The organism is Roseibacterium elongatum DSM 19469 (genome assembly GCF_000590925.1).
Taxonomy (GTDB): domain Bacteria; phylum Pseudomonadota; class Alphaproteobacteria; order Rhodobacterales; family Rhodobacteraceae; genus Roseibacterium; species Roseibacterium elongatum.
In genome coordinates this window covers 3,422,965-3,449,424 of sequence record NZ_CP004372.1, presented here as the reverse complement: position 1 = coordinate 3,449,424, position 26,460 = coordinate 3,422,965, and the positions used below count along the sequence as shown (strand labels likewise).

Genomic DNA, 26,460 nt, shown 5'->3' with positions numbered 1-26,460 from the left:
TGGGCCAATATTTTTCCTATGGTCAATGAATTTTCTTTGGAGGAATATGAATCCACCGACCTGCGAATACGGATTGGCGAAAAAATATGCGGGAGACCAAAAAGTGAGCACATCGTCGCTGGCGCAGAGACTTGCCGTTGCCGGCGCGCTTCCGAGATTGAGTGTTCAGGATCGCGCGCCGATCCGGGTCGGCGCCCTGGTGCCGCTATCGGGCCGCGAAGAACGCTGGGGCCGGCCCGGTGTCCAGGGCTGCCGCCTGTGGGTCGAGTGGATCAACGCCCATGGCGGCATGATGGTGGCCGGGCGTCGGCATTTGGTCGAGTTGATCGTCGAAGACAGCGCCGCCGGGCCGGAGGGCGCGCTGGAGGCCGCGCGGCGGATGGTCGAGATGCAGCGCGTGCGCCTGGTCATGACGCGTGGGGGGCGGCGAGTTGGGCCTTGCCTTGGCCTATCTGATGCAGCGACGGGTGCTGACCGCTACCTTGCTGCCCTCGGACCTGTCGCCGGATCACCCCTATCTGATCGCCCCGGCCGAGGTGCACCCGTTCTTCAATGTCACGGGGGTGGATTGGCTGGCGCGGCATCGGCCCAAGGCGCGGCGCGTGGCCATGTGTTCGCAGACCGATCTGATGGGTTTGCCGTCACTGGCGACCTATCGCGCCGCCTTCAAGGTGGCCGCGCGCGAGATCGTGGCCGAAATCTCCTACGATCCCGATACTGCCGATGCGGCTGAGATCGTCGCGCGGATGCTGGCCCGTGATCCGGATATCCTGTGCTGGTGTTCTTCCGCGCCGCCGATGGTCGAGGCGCTGACGGTGGCGGCCTTCGAGGCCGGGTTCACGGGGCAGATCCTGTCCTGCACCTGTGACAATTACCAACGCCTGATTGAACGCACCTCGTCCCGGTTCATGGAGCGGGTCACCTTTCAGTTTCCCGATTTCGATGACCCAAAGCTGGGCGACTCGGCGTTTTTCTTTCACCGGCCCAAGGCATTTTTCGACAGCTACAACGAGAGGTTTCCGGGCCTGTGGTCCGCGGTCAGCTGGGAATATGCCTTCATCCTGGATTTGTGGCACGAGGCGGTCGAAACCGCCGACAGTCTGACGCCCGCCACCGTTCTGACGGCGTTGAAGCGGGGGCGGCGGATGCCCCATGCCTTCGGTCTGGCAAGCTGGTGGGGAACCGAGGTGTTCGGGATCGACAACGCCCTGGTGGGGGATTGGCCGGTTGTGGCGATCCGCGACGGCAAGGCGCGCATACAGGAATTCGGCTCGGTGCTGGATTGGCTCAAGGGCAACGGCCCCCTTCTCGTCGCGGAACTGGAGGCATTGCACCAGCTGTGGCACCAGCGTGCCAAGCCCGACCTGGCCCGCGCCCTGGCCGACGACTGAGAAACCCGGTGCGCCCCGCACCGCCGGAGGAAAGGAAAGACATGCCCGAGCGCAACAGGCTGCAGCAAAACCCCCATGCCGTAAAGGAACCACGGGAAAAGAACCTCGAGGTTGCGATCGGGCGGCAGGTGCGCGAGCTGCGCAAGCGTCAGCGCATGACGGGGGCCGATCTGGCGGCGCAGACGGGTATCTCGGTCGGCATGCTGTCGAAAATCGAGAACGGGGTGATTTCGGCCTCGCTCAACACGATTTCGGCGCTGGCGCACGGGTTGCGCGTGCCGTTGGTGCAACTGTTCGCCGGATACGAGGAAGATCGCGGCTGCATGCATGTCAAGGCGGGGCAGGGCGCCGAGATCGAGCGCGCCGGAACGCGCGCCGGGCATCAGTACAACCTGCTGGGACATATCGGATCGAACAATTCCGGCGTGGTGGTCGAACCCTATCTGATCACGCTCGACAGTACGTCCGATCGGTTCCCGGCCTTTCAACACGAGGGGATCGAGGTCCTCTATATGCTGGAGGGGCGGGTCAGCTACCGCCACGGCGACAAGATGTACGATCTGGAACCGGGCGACTCGCTGCTGTTCGATGCCGACGCCCCCCATGGCCCCGAGGAGTTGGTCGAGATTCCCGCCCGCTACCTGTCGATCATCACTTATCCCCAAGCCCACTAATCGGGCGAAACATGCCCGAAAACTGGGCGGAATCGACGATGGCTGGCGGTTTCTGCCCGAAAAACATGCAAACGCAGCCACGGGGCGGGATTTCTCGCATATCGTGGAATACTTTCTTGAAGGGAAAATAGGTTTCTCTTTAGTGATGTCGTGACGGCGCGAACCTCGCCGGGATCACACCCATCACGGAGGAACCTATGTGTGGCATTGTTGGCCTCTTCCTGAAAAAGGATGACCTGCGCCCGCAACTGGGCGACATGCTGACCGATATGCTCATTACCATGACCGATCGCGGCCCCGACAGCGCGGGTATCGCGATCTACGGCCCCGAGACCGAGGGCATGGTGAAGATCACGGTACAATCGGACAGCCCCGAAGAGGCGTTCGGCAATCTCGACGTCGCGGTCTCGGCGGCGATCGACGGGCCGGTGACGATCAAGGTCGTCGATACCCATGCCGTCCTGACCGTCCCCGAGGCCTCAGAGGCCGCAGCGATCGCGTGGCTGGAAGAGGTCGGCCTGCGCATCATGGGCGCGGGAAGCTCGATGGAAATCTACAAGGAGGTCGGCCTGCCCAAGGATGTCACCGCGCGCTTTGGCCTGCGTGACATGGGTGGCTCGCACGGGATCGGGCACACCCGAATGGCCACGGAATCGGCCGTGACCACGATGGGCGCGCATCCCTTTTCGACCGCCGACGACCAATGCCTTGTGCATAACGGGTCGCTGTCGAACCACAACCAGATGCGCCGCACGCTGGCGCGCAAGGGCGTTTTCACCCGCTCGGAGAACGATACCGAGGTCGGCGCGGCCTATATCTCGTCTCGGATCGCCGATGGGGCCACCCTGGGCGAGGCGCTCGAGGGCACGATCAAGGACCTTGACGGGTTCTTCACCTTCGTCACCGGCACGAAAGACGGGTTCGGCGTGGTGCGCGACCCCATCGCCTGCAAGCCCGCCGTCATGGCCGAGACCGAGGATTACGTCGCCTTCGCCTCGGAATACCGGGCCTTTGCCGATCTGCCGGGGATCGAGGCGGCCCGCGTCTGGGAACCCGAACCTGCCACCGTCTATTTCTGGGAGCGCTGAGCCAATGACCACCACGCTCGATCTGACCGCGACCGACCTGCGCGCGGTCAACACCACGCTTCAGGCCGCGGCCCGCGCACAGGCCAACGAGGATTACGAGATCATCAACCCGCGCGGGGCGCATGCGATGGCCTGCGGCCTCGACGGGCCGCTAGCGGTCACCATCAAGGGCTCGACCGGCTATTACTGCGCCGGGATGAACAAGGAAGCCACCGTCACGGTCGAAGGGTCCGCCGGGCCGGGCGTGGCCGAGAACATGATGTCCGGCACCGTCACGATTGAGGGCGACGCCAGCCAATATGCGGGGGCCACGGGGCATGGCGGATTGCTCAACATCAAGGGCAATGCCTCGTCGCGCTGTGGTATCTCGATGAAGGGGATCGACATTGTGGTGCACGGAAACATCGGCCACATGTCCGCCTTCATGGCGCAAAAGGGCAACCTTGTCGTGCTGGGCGATGCGGGCGATGCGCTGGGCGACTCGCTTTACGAGGCGCGGCTGTTCGTGCGCGGCAGCGTCAAGTCGCTGGGCGCCGACTGCATCGAGAAGGAGATGCGGCCCGAGCACCTGAAAATCCTGGCCAAGCTGCTGGACGAGGCGGGCGCTGATGCCAAGCCGGAAGAGTTCAAGCGCTATGGCTCGGCCCGCAAGTTGTACAATTTCAACATCGACCACGCCGACGAATACTGAGGAGCGCGACATGGACAAGACACCACAGACCGAACCGCGCCAGAGCTGGACGTTTTCCAACTCGATCAACTCGGAGATCCGTCGCGCGGCCGATACCGGCATCTACGATATCCGGGGCGGGGGCGCGAAACGCCGTGTGCCGCATTTCGACGACCTGCTGTTTCTGGGCGCGTCGATGTCGCGCTACCCGCTCGAGGGCTACCGCGAAAAATGCGAGACGGCCGTGACGCTGGGCACGCGGTTCGCGAAAAAGCCCATCGAGCTGAAGATCCCGATCACCATTGCGGGCATGTCCTTCGGCTCGCTGTCTGCCAATGCCAAGGAGGCGCTGGGTCGCGGCGCGACGATGGCGGGCACCTCGACCACCACGGGCGACGGCGGCATGACCGAGGAAGAGCGCGGCCATTCCGAAAAGCTGGTCTATCAATACCTGCCGTCGCGCTACGGGATGAACCCCGACGACCTGCGCCGCGCCGACGCGATCGAGATCGTCGTGGGGCAGGGGGCTAAACCTGGCGGCGGCGGCATGTTGCTGGGGCAAAAGATCACCGAACGCGTTGCGGGCATGCGCGACCTGCCGGTGGGCATCGACCAGCGTTCCGCCTGTCGTCACCCGGATTGGACGGGCCCCGATGATCTGGAAATCAAGATCCTCGAGCTGCGCGAAATCACCAACTGGGAAAAGCCGATCTACATCAAGGTGGGCGGCGCGCGCCCCTATTACGACACCGCGCTGGCGGTCAAGGCGGGCGCGGATGTGGTCGTGCTGGACGGGATGCAGGGCGGCACGGCGGCCACGCAGGACGTGTTCATCGAACATGTCGGCCAGCCCACGCTGGCGTGCATCCGCCCCGCCGTGCTGGCCTTGCAGGATCTGGGCATGCACCGCGAGGTTCAGCTTGTCGTCTCGGGCGGGATCCGCAGCGGGGCCGACGTGGCCAAGGCGCTGGCGCTGGGGGCCGATGCGGTCTCGATCGGGTCGGCGGCGCTGATCGCCATCGGCGACAATGACCCGAAATGGGAGGCCGAGTATCAGGCGCTCGGGTCCACCGCGGGCGCCTATGACGACTGGCACGAGGGGCGCGACCCTGCCGGCATCACCACGCAGGACCCCGAGTTGATGAAGCGTCTCGACCCGATGGCGGCCGGGCGCAAGCTGCGCAACTACCTCAACGTGATGACGCTGGAATGCCAGACCATCGCGCGGGCCTGTGGGCACAACCATGTCCACAACCTCGAACCCGAGGACCTGTGCGCGCTGACGCTCGAGGCGGCCGCCATGGCGCAGGTGCCACTGTCGGGGACCAACTGGTATCCGGGCAAGCCGGGTTTCTGACGCGAGCGGACAGGATCGAGAGGGGCCACTGCGCCCCTCTTTCATCAACAGGATAAAGGATGACGACGATGAGCAAACTGGCAGACTTCGCCGCGAAGACCGGCGTCAAGTATTTCATGATCTCCTACACCGATCTGTTCGGCGGGCAGCGCGCCAAACTGGTGCCCGCGCAGGCCGTCGCCGACATGGAGGAAGAGGGCGCGGGCTTTGCCGGGTTTGCCACATGGCTGGATCTGACGCCGGCGCACCCCGACATGCTGGCCGTGCCGGACGCCGACGCCGCGATCCAACTGCCGTGGAAGCCAGAGGTCGCCTGGGTGCCCGCCGATTGCGTGATGGAGGGCGCGCCCGTCGAACAGGCCCCGCGCAACGTGTTGAAAAAGCTGATCGCCGAGGCCGAGGCCGAGGGGCTGCGCGTCAAGACAGGGATCGAGGCGGAATTCTTCCTGCTGACGCCCGAGGGCGATCAGATCTCCGACCCGTTCGATACGGCGGAAAAGCCCTGCTACGACCAGCAGGCCGTGATGCGCCGCTACGACGTGGTGGCCGAGGTCTGCGACTACATGCTCGATCTGGGCTGGGGGCCGTATCAGAACGACCACGAGGACGCGAACGGCCAGTTCGAGATGAATTGGGAGTTCGCCGATGTGCTGGTCACGGCCGATCGCCACAGTTTTTTCAAGTTCATGGTCAAATCGGTCGCTGAAAAGCACGGGCTGCGCGCCACCTTCATGCCCAAACCCATCGCGGGCCTGACGGGCAATGGCTGTCATGCGCATATCTCGGTCTGGGATCTGGACGGCAAGACCAACGCCTTTGCGGGCGACGCGGGCGGCCAGATCGGCGAGGTCGGCCTGTCGCAGCAGGGCGGGTATTTCCTGGGCGGGATCATGAAACACGCCGAGGCGCTGGCCGCAATCACCAACCCCACGGTCAATTCCTACAAGCGGATCAACGCACCGCGCACCATGTCGGGCGCGACCTGGGCGCCCAACACGGTGACCTGGACGGGCAACAACCGCACCCACATGGTGCGCGTGCCGGGGCCGGGCCGGTTCGAGTTGCGGCTGCCGGACGGGGCGGTGAACCCCTATCTGCTGCAGGCGGTCATCATCGCGGCGGGCCTGTCGGGCATCCGCACCAAGGCCGATCCCGGCCCGCGCTACGACATCGACATGTATGCCGAGGGCCACAAGATCGAGGGCGCGCCGAAACTGCCGCTGAACATGCTGGACGCCATTCGCGCGCTCGAGGCTGATGACGAGCTGACGGCAATGCTGGGCCCCGATTTCTCGTCCTCTTTCATCAAGATGAAGCACCAGGAATGGAACTCCTTCGTGTCGCATTTTTCGCGATGGGAGAAGGAGCACACGCTCGATATCTAAGCGCGACGATCTTTTGCCAGAAGGCCCGGCTCAGTCCGGGCCTTTCTGTTTGCGCAAGGTCGAAGGCGCCGCGCCGAACAGCGCCGAGAACGCATCCGAGAAATGCGCCTGCGACGAAAACCCTGTCATATGCGCGATCTCGGCCAGCGGCAGGCGCGTCTCGGTGACCAGGTCGCGCCCGGTTTCCAGCCGGATGCGGCGGTATTCCTGCATCACCGACCGCCCCGTCACGGCCCGGAACTGGCGCTGCAATTGCCGGATCGACAGGCCCGACAGCACCGCGATCTGGTCCTGCGAAAGGGGATCGGCGACATGGCTTTCCATCAGGTCCAGCGCAGCCTCGACCGGGGGCGGCACCGCGCCATAGGCCCGCGCCGTCGCGCGGCGTTGGGGGGCATCCGCGCCGCGTATCTCGGTCTGGATGAACCAATCGGAAATGCGTTGCGCAAAGCCCGTGCCGTGATCGCGCGCGATGATCGCGTGCATCATGTCCAGTGGCGCCGATCCGCCCGCGCAGGTGTAGCGGTCGCGGTCGATCACGAACAGGCGCCGTTCCAGCAGCCACTCGCCGGGCAGGGTTTCGAATTCCTCGTAGTGGTGCCAATGCACCGTAAAGCGGCGGTTTTTCAACAGCCCCGCCTTTGCCAGCACCACCGCACCCCCCGAAATGCCGCCAAGCGCCACGCCATTGCGATCCGCTTGCCTGAGCCATGCGAAAAGGGCGGGGTCATGCACCTGCGCAGGGTCGCCGCCGGCCACCACGAACAGCAGATCGTAAAGCGGCACCGCATCGCGATAGGGCCGCGCCTCGAACACACCCCCGGCCGAGGACGTGGCCTGCCGCCCGGTATCTGACAGCAGCGTGATGTCATAGCGGATGGTTGGCGAAAACAGGTTCGCCGCGCGCAACGGCTCCAACGCCGAGGCCGTCGACATCAGCGCGAAACCGTCCAGCAGCAGAAAGGCTATTCTCTTCATCGGGCATTTGGGTCCGCAACTTCGAAAGCATGTCTCGATTATGAATGAAAATGGCCTGAAACAGGAAGAGACAAACACGTTTCCCGGTTAGAAAAATCACAAGGCATTTGGAGAGCACCGCATGACATTCTCTGGCTTCAAGGTCGTGAAAGAGGCGCTGACCGGCCACAAGGGTTGGCGCCCCCTCTGGCGCGACCCGGATCCGAAACCGGCCTATGACATCGTCATCGTCGGCGGCGGCGGGCATGGGTTGGCCACGGCCTTTTACCTCGCGCACACCTTTGGCGAATTGAAGGTCGCGGTGCTGGAAAAGGGCTGGCTCGGCTCGGGCAATATCGGGCGCAACACCACGATCATCCGCTCCAATTACCTGCTGCCGGGCAACGAGCCGTTCTACGAGTTTTCCATGAAGCTGTGGGAGAACCTGGAACAGGAAACCAATTTCAATTCGATGGTCAGCCAGCGCGGCATCATCAACCTGATCCACACCGATGGCCAACGCGACGCCTATCGCAGGCGCGGCAACGCGATGCTGCTGGCGGGGGCTGATGCGCGCTTGCTGGGGCGAGATGAGCTGCGCCAGATGGTGCCGTTCCTGAATTACGACAACCCGCGCTTTCCCATCAAGGGCGGGCTGATGCAGTCCCGCGCCGGCACCGCGCGCCACGATGGTGTCGTCTGGGGATATGCGCGCGGGGCCGACCAGCGCGGCGTCGACATCATCCAGAATTGCGAGGTCACCGGCTTTCGGATCGAGGGTGGCGCGGTGCAGGGGGTCGAGACCTCGCGCGGGTATATCGGTGCGAAAAAGGTGGGCGTCGCCGTGGCCGGCAATTCGAGCCGCGTGATGTCCATGGCCGGCATGCGCCTACCGATCGAAAGCCACGTCTTGCAGGCCTTCGTCTCCGAGGGGCTGAAACCCACCATCCCCGGCGTCATCACCTTTGGCGCGGGGCATTTCTATGTCAGCCAGTCCGACAAGGGCGGGCTGGTCTTTGGCGGCGATATCGACGGCTACAACTCCTACGCGCAGCGCGGCAACCTGCCCGTGGTCGAGGACGTGATCGAGGGCGGCATGGCCCTGATGCCGATGATCGGGCGCGCCCGCCTGCTGCGCGCCTGGGGCGGGGTGATGGACATGTCGATGGACGGCTCGCCCATCATCGATCGTACCGACATTGACGGCCTCTATTTCAACGGTGGCTGGTGCTATGGCGGGTTCAAGGCGACGCCGGCCTCCGGCTACGCCTTTGCCCATCTGCTGGCCACCGACCGCCCGCACGAGACGGCCACCGCCTACCGGTTCGACCGCTTCGCGCGCGGCCATGTCATCGATGAAAAGGGCGTTGGCGCCCAACCCAACCTGCATTGAGGTCGCCCGGATGCTGATCCCCCATCCCCTGCTTGGCCTGCGTGACGCGCAGGAATTCACCTATCTCGGCGACGCATCGCTGATGCAGCGGCCTGACCCCACGCGCGACGACGCCGAGGAGGCCTTTGCCGACTACGTCTTCCTGCGCGACAACCCGGCGGGCGTGCATCGCGAGTTGTGGTTTCACGAGGCCGGCGACCGATCCTGGCTGGTCGTCACACGTGACACCACCACCCATGAGATCCTTGGCGCGGAACTGGCCAGCGACGTGAAACCGGGGGGGGCGCAATGACCCGTCTGTCCAAGGGCGGTCTGATCGACCGCGCCGCGCGCCTCCGCTTCAGCTTCAATGGCACCGAGTATAGGGGCTATCAGGGCGACACGCTGGCCTCGGCGCTTTTGGCCAATGGCGTGCAGCTGATGGGCCGCAGCTTCAAGTATCACCGCCCGCGCGGGGTGTTCGCCGCTGGGTCGGAAGAGCCGAACGCCATGGTCACCCTGCGCGATGGCGCGCGGGCCGAGCCGAACACCCGCGCCACCGTGGCCGAACTCTATGATGGCCTCAGCGCGCGCTCGCAGAACCATATCGGATCGCTTGGCCGGGACCTGTTGGCGGTCAACGACCTGCTGTCGCCCTTCCTCGCAGCGGGCTTCTATTACAAGACCTTCATGTGGCCCAAGGCGTTCTGGGAAAAGCTCTATGAACCCGTGATCCGCCGCGCGGCGGGGCTGGGGGCCTTGTCGATGCAGGCTGACCCTGATGCCTATGACAAAGGTTTCCTGCATTGCGACCTGTTGGTCATCGGTGGCGGCGCGGCGGGGTTGTCGGCGGCACTGACGGCGGGCCGAGCAGGCGCGCAGGTGATCCTCGCTGATGAGGATTTTGCCCTTGGCGGGCGTCTGCTGGCCGAACGCGATATGCTGGACGGGGCCAAGGCGGCCGACTGGGTGGCCACCACCCGCGCCGAGTTGGAAAGCCTGCCGAACGTCCGCGTCATGCCGCGCACCACCGTTTTCGGCGTCTACGATCACGGCATCTATGGCGCGGTCGAGCGTGTGGCCGACCACCTGCCCACACCCGGCGACACCGTGCGCCAGACGCTGTGGCGGATCACGGCGAAACGCGCGGTGCTGGCCGCCGGCGCGACCGAGCGGAATATCCCCTTTGCCGACAATGACCGCCCCGGCATCATGCTGGCCGGGGCGATGCGCGCCTATGCCAACCGTTGGGCCGTCACGCCGCTGAAGCATGCCGATGACCCCATTGCCATCTTCACCAATGGCGAGACGGCCACCGCACGGCAATGGACCTGATCGCCCATGGCGCGCGTGTGCTTGGCGTGATCGACAGCCGCGCGGATGCGCCGTGTTTTGGCGACTATCAGGTCTTTGCCGGGGCCACCGTGACCGGCACCAAGGGCCGCCAGAGCCTCTATGCCATCGAGGTGACGCGCAACGGCCAATCCGAATGGCATTCGGTCGGCGCGCTGGGCGTTGCGGGGGGGTGGAACCCGAACGTGCATCTCGCCTCGCATCATCGCGGGCGGCCAGTTTGGGATGACGATTTGCTGGCCTTCGTGCCGGGGCCGAACGGCCCGCAAGGCCTGATCCCGGCGGGCGCTGCGGCGGGCAAGGGCGGAACGGCGGAGGCTCTGGCCGATGGGATGCAAGCGGCGATTACGGCGCTTCTGGAGATCGACATCGCCGCCAGGCCCATCCCCCTGCCGCAGGCCGAAAACGCCCCCGCCGCACAGGACGCTTTCTGGCACGTCCCCAGCAAACGTCGCGCCTGGGTCGATTTCCAGAACGACGTCACGGTCAAGGATATCGCCTTGGCCCATAAGGAAAACATGCGCCCGGTCGAGCATCTGAAGCGTTGGACGACGCTGGGCATGGCCACCGATCAGGGCAAGACCGCGAACATCTCGGCGCTGGCGGTAATGGCCGAACTGACGGGCAAGACCATCCCGCAGACCGGCACGACCATTTTCCGACCGCCCTATACCGGCGTCTCGCTCTCGGTGCTGGGCGGCGGTGACACGGGGCCGCATTTCCGGCCCAAACGCCTGACCCCCACCCACCACTGGGCCGAGGCGCTAGGTGCCGAATTCGTCGAGGTCGGCCCGTGGATGCGCGCGCAATTCTTCCCGCAACCGGGTGAAACCCATTGGCGCGAAAGCGTCGATCGCGAGGTTCTGGCCGTCCGCTCGGGCGTGGGCCTGTGCGACGTGACCACGCTGGGCAAGATCGACGTGCAGGGCGCGGATGCCGGTGAATTCCTTAACCGCGTCTATGCAAACATGATGGGCACGCTGAAGGTCGGCATGGTCCGCTACGGGTTGATGCTGCGCGAGGATGGCCATTGCTACGACGACGGCACCTGCGCCCGACTGGCCGAGGATCACTATGTCGTCACCACCACGACAGCGAACGCCGGTCTGGTCTATCGCCAGATGGAGTTCTTTCGCCAAGCCGTCTGGCCCGATCTCAATGTGCAACTGATCTCGACCACCGATGCCTGGGCGCAGATCGCCGTGGCCGGGCCGCAGTCTCGCACGCTGCTGCAGCGCATTGTCGATGACGCCGACATCTCGAACGAGGCGTTTCCCATCATGGCGTGCCGTGAATTGACGATTTGCGGCGGTTTGCGCGCGCGTCTTTTCCGCATCTCGTTCTCGGGCGAGCTGGCCTACGAGGTTGCCGTGCCCGCCCGCTACGGCCACGCCCTGATGGAACGTCTGATGGAAAAGGGCGCGGATCTGGGCGCAACCCCCTACGGCACCGAGGCACTGGGCGTTCTGCGGATCGAAAAGGGCCACGCCGCCGGGGCCGAGTTGAACGGCCAGACCACGGCGCAGATGCTGGGGCTGGGCCGCATGGTCTCGGTCAAGAAGGACAGCGTCGGCGCAATCCTGTCGCGCCGCGAGGGGCTGGCCGCCGACCGACGCCGCCTCGTGGGGCTGAAACCCGTGAACGCACAAAAACCCGTGGCCGCCGGTGCGCATCTGTTCACCAAGGATGCACCGCGCGACATGGCGAACGATCAGGGGTGGGTCACGTCGGCTTGCTATTCGCCGCATCTGGAAAGCCATATCGCGCTTGGCTTCCTTGAAGAGGGCGACGCTCGCATGGGCGAGGTCATCACCGCCGCCAACCCGTTGGAGGGGCAGGAGGTGAGCGTCGAAGTCGTCTCGGCCCATTTCGTCGACCCCGAAGGAGGACGCTTGCGTGACTGACCTGACCCCCATCACCGCGCTTGGCGGCACGGTTGCGCGATCGGAAGTTTTCGGCGCGCTGACCCTGACCGAGCAGCCTGACCTCTCCCTCGCCTCGCTGAGCCTGCGCAAGGGGCAGGGGGTGCCCACGCCCTTTGGCCTGACCCTGCCCGACGTGGGCCGGGCCGTGCAGATGGGCGACTACGGCGCCTTCTGGACTGGACGCGACCAATGGATGATCGAAATGGCGGGCGCTCAAGACCTTGCCGCGTTGCTCAAATCCGAGGTGCCCGAGGCGTCGGTCACCGAACAGACGGACGGGTTTGCCGCCTTCGACATCACGTCGACCGGCGGCGCAGCCCCCCTTGATGAGATCATGCGCAAGCTCGTCAATCTCGACCCGCTGGCCTTCGGGCCCGGCTGCGCGACACGAACGACCCTTGAACATATCGGGGTTTTCCTGATCCGTCGGGCCGAAGACAGGCTTGCGGTGATCGGAATGCGGACCTACGCGGGGGCGCTGTGGCACGCGCTGAGCACCGCCGCGCGCCGGATCGGTGCCCAGACAGACGGAGAATTGACGTAATGACGGCACATATCATCGACGGAAAGGCCTTTGCAGCTACCGTCCGCGACAAGGTGGCGGGCCATGTGACGCGCCTGAAAGACGATCACGGCATCACACCGGGTCTGGCCGTGGTGCTGGTGGGCGAGGATCCCGCCAGCCAGGTCTATGTGCGCAACAAGGGCAAGCAGACGGTCGAGGTCGGGATGACCTCGTTCGAGCACAAACTGCCAGCCGACACGTCCGAGGCCGATCTGCTGGCCCTGATCGAGCAACTGAACGCCGACCCGGCGGTGCATGGCATTCTGGTTCAATTGCCGCTGCCGGGGCATCTGGACAGCGACCTTGTCATCAACGCCATCGACCCGGCCAAGGATGTGGACGGGTTTCATATCTCGAATGTGGGGCTGCTGGGGACAGGGCAGAAATCGATGGTACCCTGCACGCCGCTGGGATGCCTGATGATGCTGCGCGATCATCTGGGCAGCCTGTCCGGCCTGAACGCGGTGGTGATCGGGCGCTCGAACATCGTCGGCAAACCGATGGCGCAACTGCTGCTGGGTGACAGTTGCACCGTCACCATCGCCCATTCGCGCACCAAGGATATCGAAGAGGTCTGCCGCCGCGCCGATATCCTCGTCGCCGCCGTGGGCCGGCCCGAGATGGTGACGGCTGACTGGATCAAGCCCGGTGCGACGGTGATCGACGTGGGCATCAACCGTGTGCCGGCCCCCGAAAGGGCGAGGGCAAGACGCGGCTGGTCGGCGATGTCGCCTTTGCCAGCGCGGCCGAGGTGGCGGGCGCCATCACCCCGGTTCCCGGCGGTGTCGGCCCGATGACCATCGCCTGCCTGCTGGCCAATACCGTGACCGCCGCCTGCCGCGCCAATGGATTGCCCGAGCCCGAGGGTCTGACGGCCTGACCGCCTGAGCCCTCACCACACCGAAACCGACCAACCCAAGGATCAACAGGGGGCGCGACCCGCGCCACCCCGCAGATGGAGAGCACCATGACGAAATTTTGCCTGACCGTGACGTGCCAGACGCAACGCGGGATCGTCGCGGCGATCGCGACCTTTCTTGCCGATCAGGGCTGCAACATCACCGACAGCTCGCAATATGACGACATGGAAACGGGCCAGTTTTTCATGCGGGTCAGTTTCGCGTCGCAGAAAGGTGCCGACCAGACCGCGCTCGAGGCCGCATTCGCCGACATCGCCGAGGCCTTCGACATGAGTTTTGCCTTCCATGACGAGACGCGGAAGATGAAGGTCGTCATCATGGTCTCGCGCTTTGGCCACTGCCTCAACGATCTGCTCTATCGGGTCAGGATCGGCGCCCTGCCGGTCGAGATCGTGGCCGTGATCTCGAACCACATGGATTACCAGAAAGTCGTGGTGAACAACGACATTCCCTTTCATTGCATCCGCGTCACCAAGGACAACAAGCCCGAGGCCGAGGCCGCGATCATGCGGGTGGTCGAGGATACCGAGGCCGAGTTGATCGTGCTGGCGCGCTACATGCAGATCCTCAGCGACGAAATGTGTACCAAGATGTCGGGGCGCATCATCAACATCCATCACTCGTTCCTGCCGTCCTTCAAGGGCGCGAACCCGTACAAGCAGGCCTATGCCCGCGGGGTAAAGCTGATCGGGGCGACCTCGCATTACGTCACGGCCGATCTGGATGAGGGGCCGATCATCGAGCAGGACGTGGTGCGCATCACCCATGCGCAAAGCGCCGAGGATTTCGTGTCGCTGGGCCGTGACGTCGAAAGCGCGGTGCTGGCCCGCGCCATTCACGCCCATGCGCATCGCCGCGTGTTCCTGAATGGAAACAAGACGGTGGTCTTCCCGGCCTCGCCGGGGGGATATTCCAGCGAACGCATGGGCTGAGGCCTTAAACCCGTCTTTTTGGGCGATGGGGCTTGGTGACAGGGGCGCGGGGGGGCTTGCCGCGCCCCTTGGCCTGTTTTGGGGCAGGGCGCTGGACCAGTGCCCAAAAATTGGTCTAAACGAGGGAAAAGGCCCAAAGGGAAACCGACCTTGCCCAAGACCAACCCGGCGCGCGGCGCCGCCCCGTTCCCCGGCGCAACCGTCAAATACGTGTACGAGACGCTGAGCACCCGCATCGTGACGCAGGAATACGCCTCGGAAGAGCGTTTACCGTCGGAACGGCAACTGGCGCAGGATCTGGGCGTGGCGCGCAACACGGTGCGCGAGGCATTGGACCAATTGGAAAGCCGTGGCTTGATCCGCCGCCGGGCCGGATCCGGGTCTTTCGTCACCTATGACCCGGAGGGACAGGACGCTGCGCTGGCGCCTGTTGCGCTGGATACGGGGCCCCTGCAATTGCAGGTGGTGCGCGGCATCCTCGAGCCGGAAATGGTGCGCCTTGCGATCGTGAACATGACGCCCCGCCAGATCGAGGCCCTGTCCGTGGTTCTGTCGAGGATGGAAGCTGTCCAGACCGACGCGACCGCCTTTGTCCGACTGGAAGAAGAGTTTCATCGCCTGTTGGCCGAAGGCACGGGCAATCCCCTGCTGTTGGCCTGCTACAACCTGGTGCTGGATGCCCGGCGCCAATCGTTTCGTACGGCCATGTATCGGCGCCATCTGACACCGGCGCGGATCGCGATCTACCAACGCGGCTATAACGGCCTGTTCAACGCGATCACCGCGCGCGATATCGAAGAGGCCAGCGAGTTCATGAAGCTTGCCTTGATCGAAGATCAACGTCTCCTGTTGCAGGAAGACTGACGCAGGATTGGTGCAACCAATCTGACCGCCTGGTCAAAACCCAACCCACGCCATGTCAGGTCGGGGCGTTCGCGAATCCCCGTCGGCCGAGGCGCCGTCCGACGGGTGGGCTGCGGCCGATCCGGTGCGGGGCTGCATTCGCGGAGGGTTTTGGCAGGTTTGGAATGAGTCCAACTCTGCTCAGAAATTGATCTCGGGCTGTGCGTAGCGCCATTCATTACGCCACAGCGGGTCAGATCAGGGCCTCGAAGAAATTCCCATCAGGAAAAAACTTTGACCAAAGGTGATCTCTTGCGCCTCGTTGAGACACCAATTGAGCCAGTTGACAGGATTGGTCCCAACCAAAATTCGGCGCGTGACCCGCCGAAGGCTCTCAAAACAAGGAGACGGACGTGGAACAGGAACTCGAGACCTTGGCTGCCGCCGTGGCCGAACTGCAAGGGAGCATCGCCGCGACGAACGGCACGTTCTCGGAAACCTTCTATTATCTGACGATCCCGCTGATGGTGTTGATCCATGCCGGGTTCCTCGCCTACGAGATGGGGGCCTCGCGCTCCAAGAACGCGCTGTCCTCGGGCATCAAGAACATCCTCGCCATCGCGATGATCGTGCCCTTTTTTTATTTCGTCGGTTGGTGGATCTATTGGGCCTTCCCCACGGGCTTTACCCTGTCCGAGGGCGCGATGGGCATTTCCGGCCTCGCCTATGCCAATGCCGTGGCCCTGCCCTGGAGCGAGTTCATGGGGCCCAACCTCGATGATCGCGCCTCGGGCGTGTTCTGGGGCGCCTTCGTGCTGTTTGCGGCCACCACCGCCTCCGATCCTGTCGGGTAGCGTCATCGAACGCATCAAGCTGACGGGCTTTGTCGTGCTGTCCATCGCGCTGGGGGCGTTTGTCTGGATCCTCGCCGCCGCCTGGGGCTGGCATGCCGATGGCTGGCTTGTCACGCAGTTTGGCTATCACGACTTCGGCGCGGCCGGGGTCGTGCACATGATCGCCGGATTCTTTGCCCTCGGCGTCCTGATCAACCTCGGGCCGCGGGTGGGCAAGTTCAACGCGGATGGCAGCGCCAACCATATCGCCGGCCATTCGATGCCGATGACCCTGATCGGCCTGATGCTGATCATCGCGGGCTTCTGGGGCTTTCTCATGGGCTGCGTGATCGTGCCGGGCGAGGCCTGGTCCTGGAGCGCGTCGATCGAAACCACGATCTACGGCACGCCCATGACGATCTCGGGCATGACCTTCAACACGCTGATGGGTTTTGCCGGCGGCATCATCGGGGCCTGGATGGTCACGCGCGATCCGTTCTGGATGATGTCCGGCGCGCTTGGCGGCATCATCTCCTGCGCGGCGGGTCTCGACCTGTGGTACCCGCCCATGGCCTTCGCCATCGCCTTCATCGGCGCCAGCGCCATGCCCTTCGTCGCCTCCTTCGTCGAGAAGATGGGCATCGACGATGCCGTGGGCGCCTTTGCGGTGCATGGCTTCCTCGGCATGTGGGGCCTGATCGCGGTGGGCATCGCGGCCCAGGGCTACCCTGCGCTGTTCGGCGAGGATGTCGTCACTATCACCTTTGTCGGCCAGCTTGTCGGCGCCACGGTCATGGGTCTGCTCGGGTTCGTTCCCGGTTACGTGATCTCCTTCCTCCTGAAGGTGACGGGCCAGCTGCGTGTCCCCGAAAGCGCCGAGGTCATGGGCCTCGACAAGGTCAAGGTGCCGGCATCGGCCTACCCCGAGGCGCTGCACCCCTCGGTCAGCCCGGCGGAATAACCCCCTGAAACGGAAAGGAAACCACCATGGAAGCCCCTTTTGAAGCAAGAAGCTGGGACGGTATCGGCGGTGCCATCTACGCAGGCTACGGATCGGTCGAAGGCCTCTGGCTGATTGCCATCCTCGCCATGATCGTGACCGCCATCGTCTTTGGCTGGCGTCACGAGGAACACGCCTACGCGGCCACCAAACCCGACAGCTGACCCCATCGCACGCCCCCGGCGGCCTTACCTGCCGCCGGGGCACCCCACCCCACAGCCCAATCGCACAAAGACCCTGAGGACATACAGACATGATCGCATCCTGGAGATTTTCGGCGTTGGCCGACCGTCACCGCGCCCTCGGCTCCGACCTGGAAGACTGGAGCGGAATGGGCACCGCCTGGAGCTATGACAAGGACCAGACCGAGGAATACCTCGCGATCCGCACCAAGGCCGGCGTGATGGATGTCTCGGGCCTGAAAAAGGTCCACCTGAACGGGCCGCACGCCCAATACGTCATCGACAAGGCCACCACCCGCAACATCGAGAAACTGAAGCCCGGCCGCTCGACATATGCCACGATGCTGAATGACCAGGGCAAGTTCGTGGACGACTGCGTCATCTACCGCATGGGGCCGCACAGCTTCATGGTGGTTCATGGCTCGGGCGCGGGTCACGAGCAACTGTCGATGTACGCCGCTGGCCGCAACGTCACGATGATGTTTGACGACGATCTGCACGATATTTCGCTGCAAGGGCCGCTGGCCGTCGATTTCCTTGAAAAGCAAGTCCCCGGCATCCGCGAGGTGGTTTATTTCAGCCACATCCAGACCACGCTGTTCGGCAAGCCCGTCATGATCTCGCGCACCGGCTACACGGGCGAACGCGGCTACGAGATTTTCTGCCGCCGACAGGACGCGCCCGAGATCTGGGACACGATCGTGGCCGAGGGGGCCGAGATGGGCATCATTCCCACGCGCTTTACCACGCTCGACTGGCTGCGCGCCGAAAGCTACCTGCTGTTCTTTCCCTACGACAATTCCGAGATGTACCCGTTCGACGACGAGGGGCCGGGCGACACGCTGTGGGAACTGGGCCTCGATTTCACGGTCTCGCCTGGCAAGACCGGGTTTCGCGGGGCAGAGGAACACTATCGCCTCAAGGGCAAGGAACGCTTCAAGATCTTCGGCGTGAAGCTTGAGGGCACGGATCCCGCCCCCGAGGGCGCGCCGCTCATGAAAGACGGGGTCGCGGTCGGGGTGGTGACCATCGGCATGTATTCGCCCCTGAACGCGCACAACGTGGGCATCGCCCGCATGCCCGTCGATTGCGCGGTCGAGGGCACGCCCCTGACCGTCAAGATCGGCGAGGCCGAGGTGCCCGCCATCGCGCACCCGATGCCGTTCTACGACGTCGAGAAAAAGCGCCGCACGGCCAAGGGCTGAGGCCCTGACGCGACACGGGCGGGGAGGGGACACATCCACTTCCCGCCGATCCAGACATCCGCAAGACCGAGGCCCGATCATGCCCAACACCGTCTTTTCCCCGTCCATCGACAGTCGCCCGACCTATGCCGGGCTTGCCCCGCGTTCCGGTGCCCCCGCGATCATGGTCGCGGACGAGGCCGGGGCCGCGGCGCTGACCGACCTCGCAACGGCCGATGCCACGGCGATGGCCAAGTCGCATGTGGTCCTTGTCGGCGTCGCGGCCGAAACCGGCGCGGCGATGGCCGCCCTGTCGCCCGCCGCCATGCAGACCGTGCCCGATCTCGACACGGCGACCCCCATCGTCCGCAGGTGCTGTCGCAGGCGCGGATGGGCACGCAGATGTTTCTGGCCGGGTCCGAGGGGCTTATGGGCCATATCTCGGCCATGGCGCTGGCATCCGGCTTGGCTCTGGAAGACATCCAGATGGAGCATCGCGGCTCGATCGCACGGCGCATGCAATGTGTGCATTGCAAGGGCATCACCGACGGGGTCACGACCGATCCCTTCACCTGTTCCCATTGCGGCCTGACGCTGTTCGTCCGCGATCATTTCTCGCGTCGCCTTGGCGCGTTTCAGGGCGTCTGCGTCGATGCCGAAACGCCCGGCGACATCCCCGCCACCGAGGAGATCCGCCCATGAGCAAACTTGCCCTCAAGGTGACCGCCGTCGAAGAGCTGACGCCTCTGGTCAAGCGCTTCCGCTTCGAGGACCCGACCGGCGCGCCGCTGCCTGTCTTCTCGGGTGGCGCGCATATCACCGTCGAGATGCCCGATGGTGACACGATCCGCCGCAACTCCTATTCGCTGATCTCCGACCCTTATGACCCGTCCGGCTATGAAATCGCTGTGCGGCGCGAGGATACAGGGCGCGGCGGCTCGCGCCACATGCATACCGCCGTGGCCGAGGGCGACACGATCACTGTCTCTGTGCCCGCGAACCTGTTCCAGCTGGACCTGCGGGCGCGCAAGCATGTGCTCATCGGCGGCGGCATCGGCATCACGCCGTTTCTGTCGCAACTGCGCCAGTTGGACCGCGCACAGCAACCCTATGAGTTGCACTACGCTGCCCGGTCCCGCGCCGAGGCGGCGGGCATCGCGCTGCTGCCGCAAGCCGCGCATATCCATGTTCACATTTCCGAGGAAGGCAATCGGATGGACCTTGGTGCCATCCTCGATGGGCACCCGCTTGGCACACATGTCTATACCTGCGGCCCCGAGGGGCTGATCGCTGCCGTGGCCGACCAGGCCGCGCGCCTTGGCTGGCCGACAAGCGCCGTTCATTCCGAGGCCTTCACTGCCCCGCCGCCGGGCGAGCCGTTCGAGGTCACCATCGCCTCGACCGGCCAGACCGTCGCGGTCAAGGCCGACCAAAGCCTGCTGGAAGCGCTGGAACAGGCCGGGGTCGAGATCGACTATTCCTGCCGTGGCGGCGCCTGCGGGCGCTGCGAAACGGCGGTCACGGCCTGCGATGGCCAAATCGAACACAACGATCACTGGCTCAGCGCGGATGAACGCGCGGCGCAAACGAAAATCATGCCCTGCATGTCGCGGTTCACGGGAACGCGGCTGGAACTCGACCTGTAGAGAGGACCCCGACCATGACGATGCAATTCAACGACGAGACCTTTCGCGGCGATTACACCTATCGCAATTCCCCCGAGGCGATCCGGCGCTTTCCCTTCCCCTTCGATCGCGACAGCTACGCCTATTCCGTCAATATCGAGCAGCACCCCGGCGGCCCGAAAGGCAGCCCGTTCGAGCATATGTTCGATGTCGACGAGCATTACGTCGCCGAGATGCGCGACCGCGAGATCACGCTGGCCGAAGACCCGCTGCGCTGCCAGTCGCTGCCGCATATGGAACTGGCGGGCTGGGATCTGCTGGAGCTGATCATGGTCAGCAAGGCACGGGATTATCCCGACCTGTTTTCGCTGACCCGCGCCGGCAACGACTGGCACTGGATCAACAGGCCCATGGGCATCGACAAGCGCTTTATCTTTCTTGATGCCGCGACGCTGCCCTACGGGCCGATGGAATACATCACCCGCCAGACACAGGGCGATTTCGCGCTGCTGCATGAACGAGATGGCAACCTGTGGATGGATGCGGGCATGGTCACCTCGCAGGCCGACTGGTCGCTGGATTTCGATGTCGGCATGAACTTCTTCGAATGGCACGCGCCGGTGCCCAAGGCGCGCCAGATGGGGGTCTTCGACAAGGCGTTGAAATTCCTGCTCGCCGTCGGGCAGGGGCAGCATTACCGCCGCCTCAACTGGACCATGACGGTGAACCCGCGCCTCGATACCTCGCCCGAGAACTATCACAAATGGGGCCCGGAAAAACGGACGATCACGCCCGAGAACGTGGGCCACAAGCAATTCTTGCGGGTCGAGTTGCAGACCTTTTTCCGCCTGCCGCGCTCGCACGCGCTGGCCTTTCCGATCCGTTGCTACCTTGCCAGCCTCGACGATCTGGTCACGCAGCCGAAATGGGCCCGCCGCCTGCACCGCGTGCTGCGCGACATCGACCCCGATCTGGCCGATTACAAGGGCTTTGCCGTCAACCGCGACGTGATCGTGAACCACCTGTCGCAATTCGACGATGGCGCGCCCACCTCGCCCGGCATCTTTCCAGAGGATTGATCAACACATGGCATGGATATTGGTGACGGTCGCGGGCCTGCTGGAAATCGTCTGGGCCACGGCGATGAAACAATCCGACGGCTTCACCCGGCTTTGGCCCAGCGTGATCACCATCGTGACCATGCTCGGGTCGTTCGGGCTCTTGTCCATCGCGATGCGCAGCTTGCCGCTGGGAACCGCCTACATGGTCTGGGTGGGCATCGGCGCGGTCGGGGCCTTTATCGCGGGCATCATCCTTTATGGCGAGGCGCTGAACCCGATGCGCATCGCCGCCGCCGCCCTGATCGTGCTGGGCATGGCGCTGATGAAACTGTCTACCCAAGGGCCTGTCGCCTGATCGCCCGATGGTGCGGCCCGCCTTCGGGCCGTCTGGCTGCTTCTACAGGGGCCAGACGATCAGCAGCATGGGGATGGAGACGGCGATCACGATGATCTCGAGCGGCAGCCCGATGCGCCAGTAATCGGCAAAGCGGTAACCGCCCGGCCCCAGGATGATTGTGTTGTTCTGATGCCCGATCGGTGTGAGAAAGGCACAAGAGGCCGCCACAGCCACGGCCATCAGATAGGTGTCGGGGTTCGTGCCCGTCTCGGCCGCAAGCGACAGGCCGACCGGCGCGGCGATCAGCGTGGTGGCCACGTTGTTGAGGAAATCGGACATGGTCATGGTGACGATCATCAAGACGGTCAGCATTGCCCATTCCGGGTAGCCTTGCATCGCGGCGATGATCTGGTTGGCCAGAAACTCGGCCCCGCCGGTTCGTTCAAAGGCCGCGGTCAGGGGGATCAGGCTGCCAAGCAGCACGATGACCTTCCATTCCACCGAGGCATAGACCTCGCGCCCGCTGATCAGACCCAGTCCGATGAACCCGATCACGGCAAGGGCCAGCGCGACCAGCAGGGGCAGCAGCCCCAGAACGGCCAATAGCACCGCACAGAGGAAAATCGCGATCGTTGCCGCGGCCTTGTGGCGTTGGATCACATCGGTCCTGCGCCCCTCGATCGGCAGAACGCCCATCCACTCGATGGCATCGGCAACCCGTTCCGGTGTCCCCAGCAAAAGCAGGACATCACCGGCCCGGATCGCCAGCAGGCGGACCCGATCGCGGAACCTCCGCCCCTCGCGCGCGACACCCAGCAGCGTGACCGAATGCCGGTTCAACAGGTGCAATTGGCGCGCGGTCCGGCCTTGTATGCGCGCGCCGTCGGGCACGATGGCCTCGCTCAGCGTCAGCCCCTTGCTGGTCAGGCCGCCTTCGTGCTTCTCGGCGCCGGCAAACTCCAACGCCGCCTTGCCCATGAACGCCTCGATCGCCTTTGGGTCGCCCTCGACCACGAGGAAATCGCCGCCCCGGATGGTCTCGCGCCGCGCCAGGCCGGGCCGCCGCGACCCGTTTCGGATCAGGCCGATGATGTGGACGTCGGCGGCGTTGGCCTGCTGGTCGAGATCGCGCACGAGGACGGGTTGCTCGGGGTCCTGATCGCCGACGCGCAATTCGGCGATGTAGCGTCCGCGCGCGACCTCCTCCGGGGTTTCATCCTGCAGGCGCGCCGGCAGCAGCCGCCACCCGATGACCGACAAGAAAAGGATGCCCACACAGGCCACCGTCAGGCCCACGGGCGTGAAGTCGAACATCGAGAAGGGTTCGCCCAAAGCGTCCGTGCGATACTCCGAGATCACGATGTTGGGCGGCGTCCCGATCAGCGTGATCATGCCCCCCAGGATCGTGGCGAAGGACAGCGGCATCAGGGTCTTGCCGGCGGCGCGCTTGGCCGTTCTGGCCGCGTCCATGTCCAGCGGCATCAACACGGCCAGGGCCGCGACGTTGTTGATGACCGCCGACAGGATCGCCCCGATGCCGGAAATGACCGAGATATGCAGCGGCACCGGGCGTTCCGGGTCGATCAGGCGCGCTGCAACCAGTTCCACGGCCCCAGAGGAAGAAAGCCCGCGGCTGATGATAAGCACCAGCGCGATGATGGCGACCGCCGGATGCCCGAACCCGGCAAACAGCCCGTCATAGGGCACAAGCCCCAGAACAGCGGCAAGGACCAATGTGCCAAAAGCCACGAGGTCATAGCGGATACGCCCCCATAGCAGGAGGAGGAAGAACCCGACAAAAAGCCCGGAAATCAGGGTGCGATCGTCCAGCATGCGCGCAGGCTAGCAGCCGGGATTGCCGCGAAGAAGGGGCGTTTTACTGCGCAAGAGGGGCATGACCGGGCGATGCGCGGCATTAGGCCAAGGCAATTGCGCCGCGCCCGTTGACCGAAAGCCGCCGTCGGCGGCATCAAGACCGCATTGCATGTCGAAAGCCGAGAGGGCGGTGGTGCCGCAGGGGAGGATTGAACTCCCGACCTCACCCTTACCAAGGGTGCGCTCTACCACTGAGCTACTGCGGCGACATCATGTGGGCGGTCCTCTAGACGCTTCGACCGGACGATGCAAGGGCAATCTGGACGCCTTTCGCCGAGCGCGGTAAACCCCGCCCCATGACGATGCGACGCAAGGCAGACCAGCCCGCCAAATCGGGCGCGGCCCGACAGGCCGGGGATCGAGAGGCGCGGCTCAAGGCGGCCCTCAAGGCCAATCTGGCGAGACGCAAGGCACAGGCCCGCAAACGGGCCGGGCCCGCGACCGACAATGACGGTGCGGAGCCGCAACAGGATTGAGGAAAGGGCAGAGCCGTGGACAGAATCATCGTCGAGGGGGCAGGCCCCTTGCATGGGGAAATCCCCATCGCGGGCGCAAAGAATGCCTGCCTGACGCTCATGCCCGCCACGCTGCTCAGCGAGGAACCGCTGACGCTGACCAATGCGCCGCGGCTGTCGGACATCCGCACCATGTCGACGCTGCTGCAATCGCTGGGTGCCGAGGTGCAGCCGCTCAATGACGGCCAGGTCTTGACGCTGTCGTCACATAGTCTCGACAATCACACCGCCGATTACGACATCGTGCGCAAGATGCGCGCCTCGATCCTGGTGCTCGGGCCGATGCTGGCGCGCGATGGCCGGGCCGTCGTCAGCCTGCCGGGCGGGTGTTCCATCGGCGCGCGCCCCGTCGATCTGCATCTCAAGGCGCTCGAGGCGATGGGGGCCGATCTGGAATTGCGGGACGGGTATGTCCATGCGCAGGTCAAGGGCGGGCTCAAGGGGGCGGTGTTCGAGTTTCCGCTGGTCTCGGTCGGGGCCACGGAAAACGCGCTGATGGCGGCCACCCTGGCCAAGGGCACGACGGTTCTGAAAAACGCCGCGCGAGAGCCGGAGATCGTCGATCTGGCCCAATGCCTGCGCAAGATGGGCGCACAGATCGAGGGCGAGGGGACCTCGGACATCGTGATCGAGGGGGTCGACCGTCTGCATGGTGCCACGCATCCGGTGGTGCTAGACCGGATCGAACTGGGGACCTACATGCTGGTCCCGGCCATCGCGGGCGGGGCGGTCGATCTGCCCGGCGGGCGGATCGACCTGGTCGCCGCCTTCGTGGACAAGCTGCGCGCGACCGGGACCGAGGTCGAGGAGACGCCGCGCGGTTTGCGCGTGTCACGCGGCGAGGGCCGTATCCGCGCCGTCGATGTCGTGACCGAGCCCTTCCCCGGCTTCCCGACCGACCTGCAGGCGCAGATGATGGCGCTGCTGTGCCTGGCCGACGGGGTCAGCGTGCTTGAGGAGCGGATCTTTGAAAACCGCTTCATGCACGCGCCCGAACTGATCCGCATGGGCGCCAGGATCGACGTGCATGGCGGCACGGCGACGGTCACCGGCGTCTCCCGTCTCAAGGGCGCGCCGGTCATGGCGACCGATCTGCGCGCCTCGGTCAGCTTGATCCTGGCCGGCCTGGCGGCAGAGGGTGAAACGGTGGTCAGCCGCGTCTATCATCTCGATCGCGGATACGAACGGGTCGAGGAAAAGCTGTCCGCCGTTGGGGCAAAGATCAAAAGGGTCAAGGACGATGGTTGAAGACGCCCGGTTCGAAGACGGTGCAGACCGGCCCGTCGCCCTGCGCGCGCTCGATGCCGGCGATCTCGAGGTCATCTCGAGCCTGACACAGGACGCGGTCCTGCCCGTCGTCGAGATGACCTGGGACCGGCCCCGACGCCGCTTTGCCCTGTTGCTCAATCGGTTTCGATGGGAGGACGCCGGCCGCCACAGCCCGCCCGAACGGGTCCAGAGCGTTCTGGCGATCGAGGATGTGCAGCGCGTCTCGAGCCAGGGGATCGATCGGGCCGATCGGGATATCGTCTTGTCGTTGCTGGCGATCGAATGGGCTCCGGCCGAGGATGGCGCCGGACGTGTGACGCTGGTCTTTGCCGGCGATGGCGCGGTGGCCTTGGACGTCGAAGCGCTGGAGGTGACGTTGCGCGACGTGACCCGGCCCTATGTCGCGCCGTCGGGCAAGGTTCCGGGACATCCAGAGTGAGTGTTGCTGCCCCTTGGGGCAAAGACCGCCTTGGACCAAGTGCAGCCTAACGTCGTGGCCGGCGGCCGTCACAGATACGGGGCGTTTTGCGCCCTGATGCCCTGATCGTTGCGCGGACCTCGCGACAAGCGGATCAACAATGGCGTCAGGTGGCCCAAGTCGCGGGCCACCTGACAGGATCAATCGGTTGGCAGGATCACTCCTGAATGGCCTCGAGATGGGTGGCCAGTGCCAGAACCCGGCCGCGGACCATCAACTCGGTGGCGTAGGTGCCCATGTCATCGGGCATCTGCGCCTCGAACCGATCGCCCCAGATGGGCATCGGGAACCCGTGACCGCGCACCCCGGTCCGCCCGTCGATGATCTGGATCACCTGAAGCATCGGGAACACGCCGTCATTGTTGATCGCGATCTGGGTCAGGTCCGGGACTTCGACCGTCATGAACTCGGCGAGCGGCCCATCGCCATGCCCGGCCACCCCGTGGCAGCTTGCGCAGGCTTGAACGTATTCCTGGGCACCCGCATCGGATTGGGCAAACGCCGCCCCGCCAAGGGCGATGCCGACCGTCACGATACTGCTGAGTACTGCGTGCTTCATTGGATCCTCCTCCGTCAATGAATGCGCGTCCCTCGCGCGCATGATCCAGGCAAGGCCGGGACCAAGCAGATATTATCGCGTATGGAAATTGTTGTAATTGATATGAGTCA

At 64.7% G+C, this 26,460-nt stretch carries 23 protein-coding genes, 1 tRNA gene and 4 pseudogenes; 24 read left to right on the top strand and 4 right to left on the bottom strand.

Features of this window, described 5'->3' with window-relative positions; all coding sequences use genetic code 11:
- Positions 1-25: 25 nt before the first annotated feature.
- From ROSELON_RS18965 to glnT, 7 genes and pseudogenes are all read left to right on the top strand, one after another.
- Positions 26-352, top strand: a pseudogene (locus tag ROSELON_RS18965) (ABC transporter substrate-binding protein); the annotation flags it as partial.
- A 64-nt stretch (positions 353-416) separates the two neighbouring features.
- The gene (locus ROSELON_RS16680; RefSeq protein WP_281172837.1) at positions 417-1,391 is read left to right on the top strand and encodes an ABC transporter substrate-binding protein; all 975 of its coding nucleotides are present in this window, start codon (positions 417-419) and stop codon (positions 1,389-1,391) included.
- A gap of 41 nt (positions 1,392-1,432) precedes the next feature.
- Positions 1,433-2,065: a helix-turn-helix domain-containing protein gene (locus tag ROSELON_RS16675; protein WP_025313428.1), complete on the top strand. Its 633-nt coding sequence runs from the start codon at positions 1,433-1,435 to the stop codon at positions 2,063-2,065.
- A 197-nt stretch (positions 2,066-2,262) separates the two neighbouring features.
- Complete coding sequence (locus ROSELON_RS16670; protein ID WP_025313427.1) at positions 2,263-3,153, top strand: class II glutamine amidotransferase; 891 nt, start codon at positions 2,263-2,265, stop codon at positions 3,151-3,153.
- A 4-nt stretch (positions 3,154-3,157) separates the two neighbouring features.
- Complete coding sequence (locus ROSELON_RS16665) at positions 3,158-3,844, top strand: GltB/FmdC/FwdC-like GXGXG domain-containing protein (protein WP_025313426.1); 687 nt, start codon at positions 3,158-3,160, stop codon at positions 3,842-3,844.
- Positions 3,845-3,854: 10 nt separating this feature from the next.
- Complete coding sequence (locus ROSELON_RS16660; protein ID WP_025313425.1) at positions 3,855-5,180, top strand: FMN-binding glutamate synthase family protein; 1,326 nt, start codon at positions 3,855-3,857, stop codon at positions 5,178-5,180.
- A gap of 59 nt (positions 5,181-5,239) precedes the next feature.
- A complete protein-coding gene (glnT, locus tag ROSELON_RS16655) occupies positions 5,240-6,565 on the top strand; it encodes a type III glutamate--ammonia ligase (protein ID WP_025313424.1) in 1,326 nt (441 codons plus the stop codon).
- A 30-nt stretch (positions 6,566-6,595) separates the two neighbouring features.
- On the opposite strand, the gene ROSELON_RS16650 is transcribed toward glnT, so the two are convergent.
- Positions 6,596-7,543 (bottom strand): GlxA family transcriptional regulator, encoded by a 948-nt coding sequence (locus tag ROSELON_RS16650; protein ID WP_025313423.1) that lies wholly within the window; start codon positions 7,541-7,543, stop codon positions 6,596-6,598.
- Positions 7,544-7,664: 121 nt separating this feature from the next.
- Here ROSELON_RS16650 and ROSELON_RS16645 point away from each other — a divergent pair, with 121 nt between their 5' ends.
- From ROSELON_RS16645 to ROSELON_RS16585, 14 genes and pseudogenes are all read left to right on the top strand, one after another.
- Positions 7,665-8,915 (top strand): sarcosine oxidase subunit beta family protein, encoded by a 1,251-nt coding sequence (locus ROSELON_RS16645; RefSeq protein WP_025313422.1) that lies wholly within the window; start codon positions 7,665-7,667, stop codon positions 8,913-8,915.
- A 10-nt stretch (positions 8,916-8,925) separates the two neighbouring features.
- Positions 8,926-9,207, top strand: coding sequence for a sarcosine oxidase subunit delta (locus ROSELON_RS16640; protein WP_025313421.1), 282 nt, complete (start codon positions 8,926-8,928; stop codon positions 9,205-9,207).
- Positions 9,204-12,151, top strand: a pseudogene (locus ROSELON_RS16635) (sarcosine oxidase subunit alpha family protein). Before ROSELON_RS16640 ends, ROSELON_RS16635 begins: the two are co-directional and overlap by 4 nt.
- The gene (locus ROSELON_RS16630; RefSeq protein ID WP_025313420.1) at positions 12,144-12,716 is read left to right on the top strand and encodes a sarcosine oxidase subunit gamma; all 573 of its coding nucleotides are present in this window, start codon (positions 12,144-12,146) and stop codon (positions 12,714-12,716) included. The pseudogene ROSELON_RS16635 and the gene ROSELON_RS16630 overlap by 8 nt, the downstream one beginning before the upstream one ends.
- Positions 12,716-13,617 (top strand): annotated as a pseudogene (folD, locus tag ROSELON_RS16625) (bifunctional methylenetetrahydrofolate dehydrogenase/methenyltetrahydrofolate cyclohydrolase FolD). Before ROSELON_RS16630 ends, folD begins: the two are co-directional and overlap by 1 nt.
- Before the next feature lie 87 nt (positions 13,618-13,704).
- Complete coding sequence (purU, locus tag ROSELON_RS16620; RefSeq protein ID WP_025313419.1) at positions 13,705-14,589, top strand: formyltetrahydrofolate deformylase; 885 nt, start codon at positions 13,705-13,707, stop codon at positions 14,587-14,589.
- A gap of 150 nt (positions 14,590-14,739) precedes the next feature.
- The gene (locus tag ROSELON_RS16615; protein WP_025313418.1) at positions 14,740-15,453 is read left to right on the top strand and encodes a FadR/GntR family transcriptional regulator; all 714 of its coding nucleotides are present in this window, start codon (positions 14,740-14,742) and stop codon (positions 15,451-15,453) included.
- 392 nt (positions 15,454-15,845) lie between these two features.
- A pseudogene (locus ROSELON_RS16610) lies at positions 15,846-17,226 on the top strand (ammonium transporter).
- 26 nt (positions 17,227-17,252) lie between these two features.
- A complete protein-coding gene (locus ROSELON_RS18305; protein ID WP_156945974.1) occupies positions 17,253-17,429 on the top strand; it encodes a hypothetical protein in 177 nt (58 codons plus the stop codon).
- A gap of 89 nt (positions 17,430-17,518) precedes the next feature.
- Positions 17,519-18,652 (top strand): aminomethyltransferase family protein, encoded by a 1,134-nt coding sequence (locus tag ROSELON_RS16605; RefSeq protein ID WP_025313417.1) that lies wholly within the window; start codon positions 17,519-17,521, stop codon positions 18,650-18,652.
- Between the two features lie 351 nt (positions 18,653-19,003).
- The gene (locus ROSELON_RS19135; protein ID WP_342665306.1) at positions 19,004-19,333 is read left to right on the top strand and encodes a dimethylamine monooxygenase subunit DmmA family protein; all 330 of its coding nucleotides are present in this window, start codon (positions 19,004-19,006) and stop codon (positions 19,331-19,333) included.
- Entirely contained in the window at positions 19,330-20,277 is a 948-nt protein-coding gene (locus tag ROSELON_RS16595) for a PDR/VanB family oxidoreductase (protein WP_025313416.1), read from the top strand. The genes ROSELON_RS19135 and ROSELON_RS16595 overlap by 4 nt, the downstream gene beginning before the upstream one ends.
- A gap of 14 nt (positions 20,278-20,291) precedes the next feature.
- Entirely contained in the window at positions 20,292-21,335 is a 1,044-nt protein-coding gene (locus ROSELON_RS16590) for a heme-dependent oxidative N-demethylase family protein (protein WP_025313415.1), read from the top strand.
- A gap of 7 nt (positions 21,336-21,342) precedes the next feature.
- On the top strand, positions 21,343-21,672 hold the full coding sequence (locus ROSELON_RS16585) for a DMT family transporter (protein WP_025313414.1): 330 nt from the start codon (positions 21,343-21,345) through the stop codon (positions 21,670-21,672).
- Positions 21,673-21,714: 42 nt separating this feature from the next.
- On the opposite strand, the gene ROSELON_RS16580 is transcribed toward ROSELON_RS16585, so the two are convergent.
- Both ROSELON_RS16580 and ROSELON_RS16575 read right to left on the bottom strand, forming a co-directional pair.
- Positions 21,715-23,487, bottom strand: a complete 1,773-nt coding sequence (locus ROSELON_RS16580; protein ID WP_025313413.1) for an SLC13 family permease — start codon at positions 23,485-23,487, stop codon at positions 21,715-21,717.
- 173 nt (positions 23,488-23,660) lie between these two features.
- Positions 23,661-23,735 (bottom strand) — tRNA-Thr (locus ROSELON_RS16575).
- A gap of 90 nt (positions 23,736-23,825) precedes the next feature.
- Here ROSELON_RS16575 and ROSELON_RS16570 point away from each other — a divergent pair.
- Genes ROSELON_RS16570 through ROSELON_RS16560 form a run of 3 tightly spaced genes read left to right on the top strand, consistent with a single transcriptional unit; the run spans position 23,826 to position 25,752 of the window.
- The gene (locus ROSELON_RS16570) at positions 23,826-24,005 is read left to right on the top strand and encodes a hypothetical protein (protein WP_038650540.1); all 180 of its coding nucleotides are present in this window, start codon (positions 23,826-23,828) and stop codon (positions 24,003-24,005) included.
- Between the two features lie 15 nt (positions 24,006-24,020).
- Complete coding sequence (gene murA / locus ROSELON_RS16565) at positions 24,021-25,292, top strand: UDP-N-acetylglucosamine 1-carboxyvinyltransferase (RefSeq protein ID WP_025313412.1); 1,272 nt, start codon at positions 24,021-24,023, stop codon at positions 25,290-25,292.
- Positions 25,285-25,752: a DUF2948 family protein gene (locus tag ROSELON_RS16560; protein WP_025313411.1), complete on the top strand. Its 468-nt coding sequence runs from the start codon at positions 25,285-25,287 to the stop codon at positions 25,750-25,752. The genes murA and ROSELON_RS16560 overlap by 8 nt, the downstream gene beginning before the upstream one ends.
- A gap of 196 nt (positions 25,753-25,948) precedes the next feature.
- Here the strand turns inward: ROSELON_RS16560 and ROSELON_RS16555 are convergent, their stop codons facing one another.
- Complete coding sequence (locus ROSELON_RS16555; protein WP_025313410.1) at positions 25,949-26,350, bottom strand: c-type cytochrome; 402 nt, start codon at positions 26,348-26,350, stop codon at positions 25,949-25,951.
- Between the last annotated feature and the right edge of the window lie 110 nt (positions 26,351-26,460).

Bases quoted from the DNA above. Each gene is read 5' to 3' on its own strand.
- ROSELON_RS16640 (WP_025313421.1), top strand. From the start codon at position 8,926: ATGCTGATCCCCCATCCCCTGCTTGGCCTGCGTGACGCGCAGGAATTC.
- glnT (WP_025313424.1), top strand. From the start codon at position 5,240: ATGACGACGATGAGCAAACTGGCAGACTTCGCCGCGAAGACCGGCGTC.
- ROSELON_RS16555 (WP_025313410.1), bottom strand. From the start codon at position 26,350: ATGAAGCACGCAGTACTCAGCAGTATCGTGACGGTCGGCATCGCCCTT.
- ROSELON_RS16645 (WP_025313422.1), top strand. From the start codon at position 7,665: ATGACATTCTCTGGCTTCAAGGTCGTGAAAGAGGCGCTGACCGGCCAC.
- ROSELON_RS16660 (WP_025313425.1), top strand. From the start codon at position 3,855: ATGGACAAGACACCACAGACCGAACCGCGCCAGAGCTGGACGTTTTCC.
- ROSELON_RS16580 (WP_025313413.1), bottom strand. From the start codon at position 23,487: ATGCTGGACGATCGCACCCTGATTTCCGGGCTTTTTGTCGGGTTCTTC.
- ROSELON_RS16665 (WP_025313426.1), top strand. From the start codon at position 3,158: ATGACCACCACGCTCGATCTGACCGCGACCGACCTGCGCGCGGTCAAC.
- ROSELON_RS18305 (WP_156945974.1), top strand. From the start codon at position 17,253: ATGGAAGCCCCTTTTGAAGCAAGAAGCTGGGACGGTATCGGCGGTGCC.
- purU (WP_025313419.1), top strand. From the start codon at position 13,705: ATGACGAAATTTTGCCTGACCGTGACGTGCCAGACGCAACGCGGGATC.
- ROSELON_RS16675 (WP_025313428.1), top strand. From the start codon at position 1,433: ATGCCCGAGCGCAACAGGCTGCAGCAAAACCCCCATGCCGTAAAGGAA.
- ROSELON_RS16605 (WP_025313417.1), top strand. From the start codon at position 17,519: ATGATCGCATCCTGGAGATTTTCGGCGTTGGCCGACCGTCACCGCGCC.
- ROSELON_RS16595 (WP_025313416.1), top strand. From the start codon at position 19,330: ATGAGCAAACTTGCCCTCAAGGTGACCGCCGTCGAAGAGCTGACGCCT.
- ROSELON_RS16590 (WP_025313415.1), top strand. From the start codon at position 20,292: ATGACGATGCAATTCAACGACGAGACCTTTCGCGGCGATTACACCTAT.
- ROSELON_RS16585 (WP_025313414.1), top strand. From the start codon at position 21,343: ATGGCATGGATATTGGTGACGGTCGCGGGCCTGCTGGAAATCGTCTGG.
- ROSELON_RS16650 (WP_025313423.1), bottom strand. From the start codon at position 7,543: ATGAAGAGAATAGCCTTTCTGCTGCTGGACGGTTTCGCGCTGATGTCG.
- ROSELON_RS16570 (WP_038650540.1), top strand. From the start codon at position 23,826: ATGACGATGCGACGCAAGGCAGACCAGCCCGCCAAATCGGGCGCGGCC.
- ROSELON_RS16670 (WP_025313427.1), top strand. From the start codon at position 2,263: ATGTGTGGCATTGTTGGCCTCTTCCTGAAAAAGGATGACCTGCGCCCG.
- ROSELON_RS16560 (WP_025313411.1), top strand. From the start codon at position 25,285: ATGGTTGAAGACGCCCGGTTCGAAGACGGTGCAGACCGGCCCGTCGCC.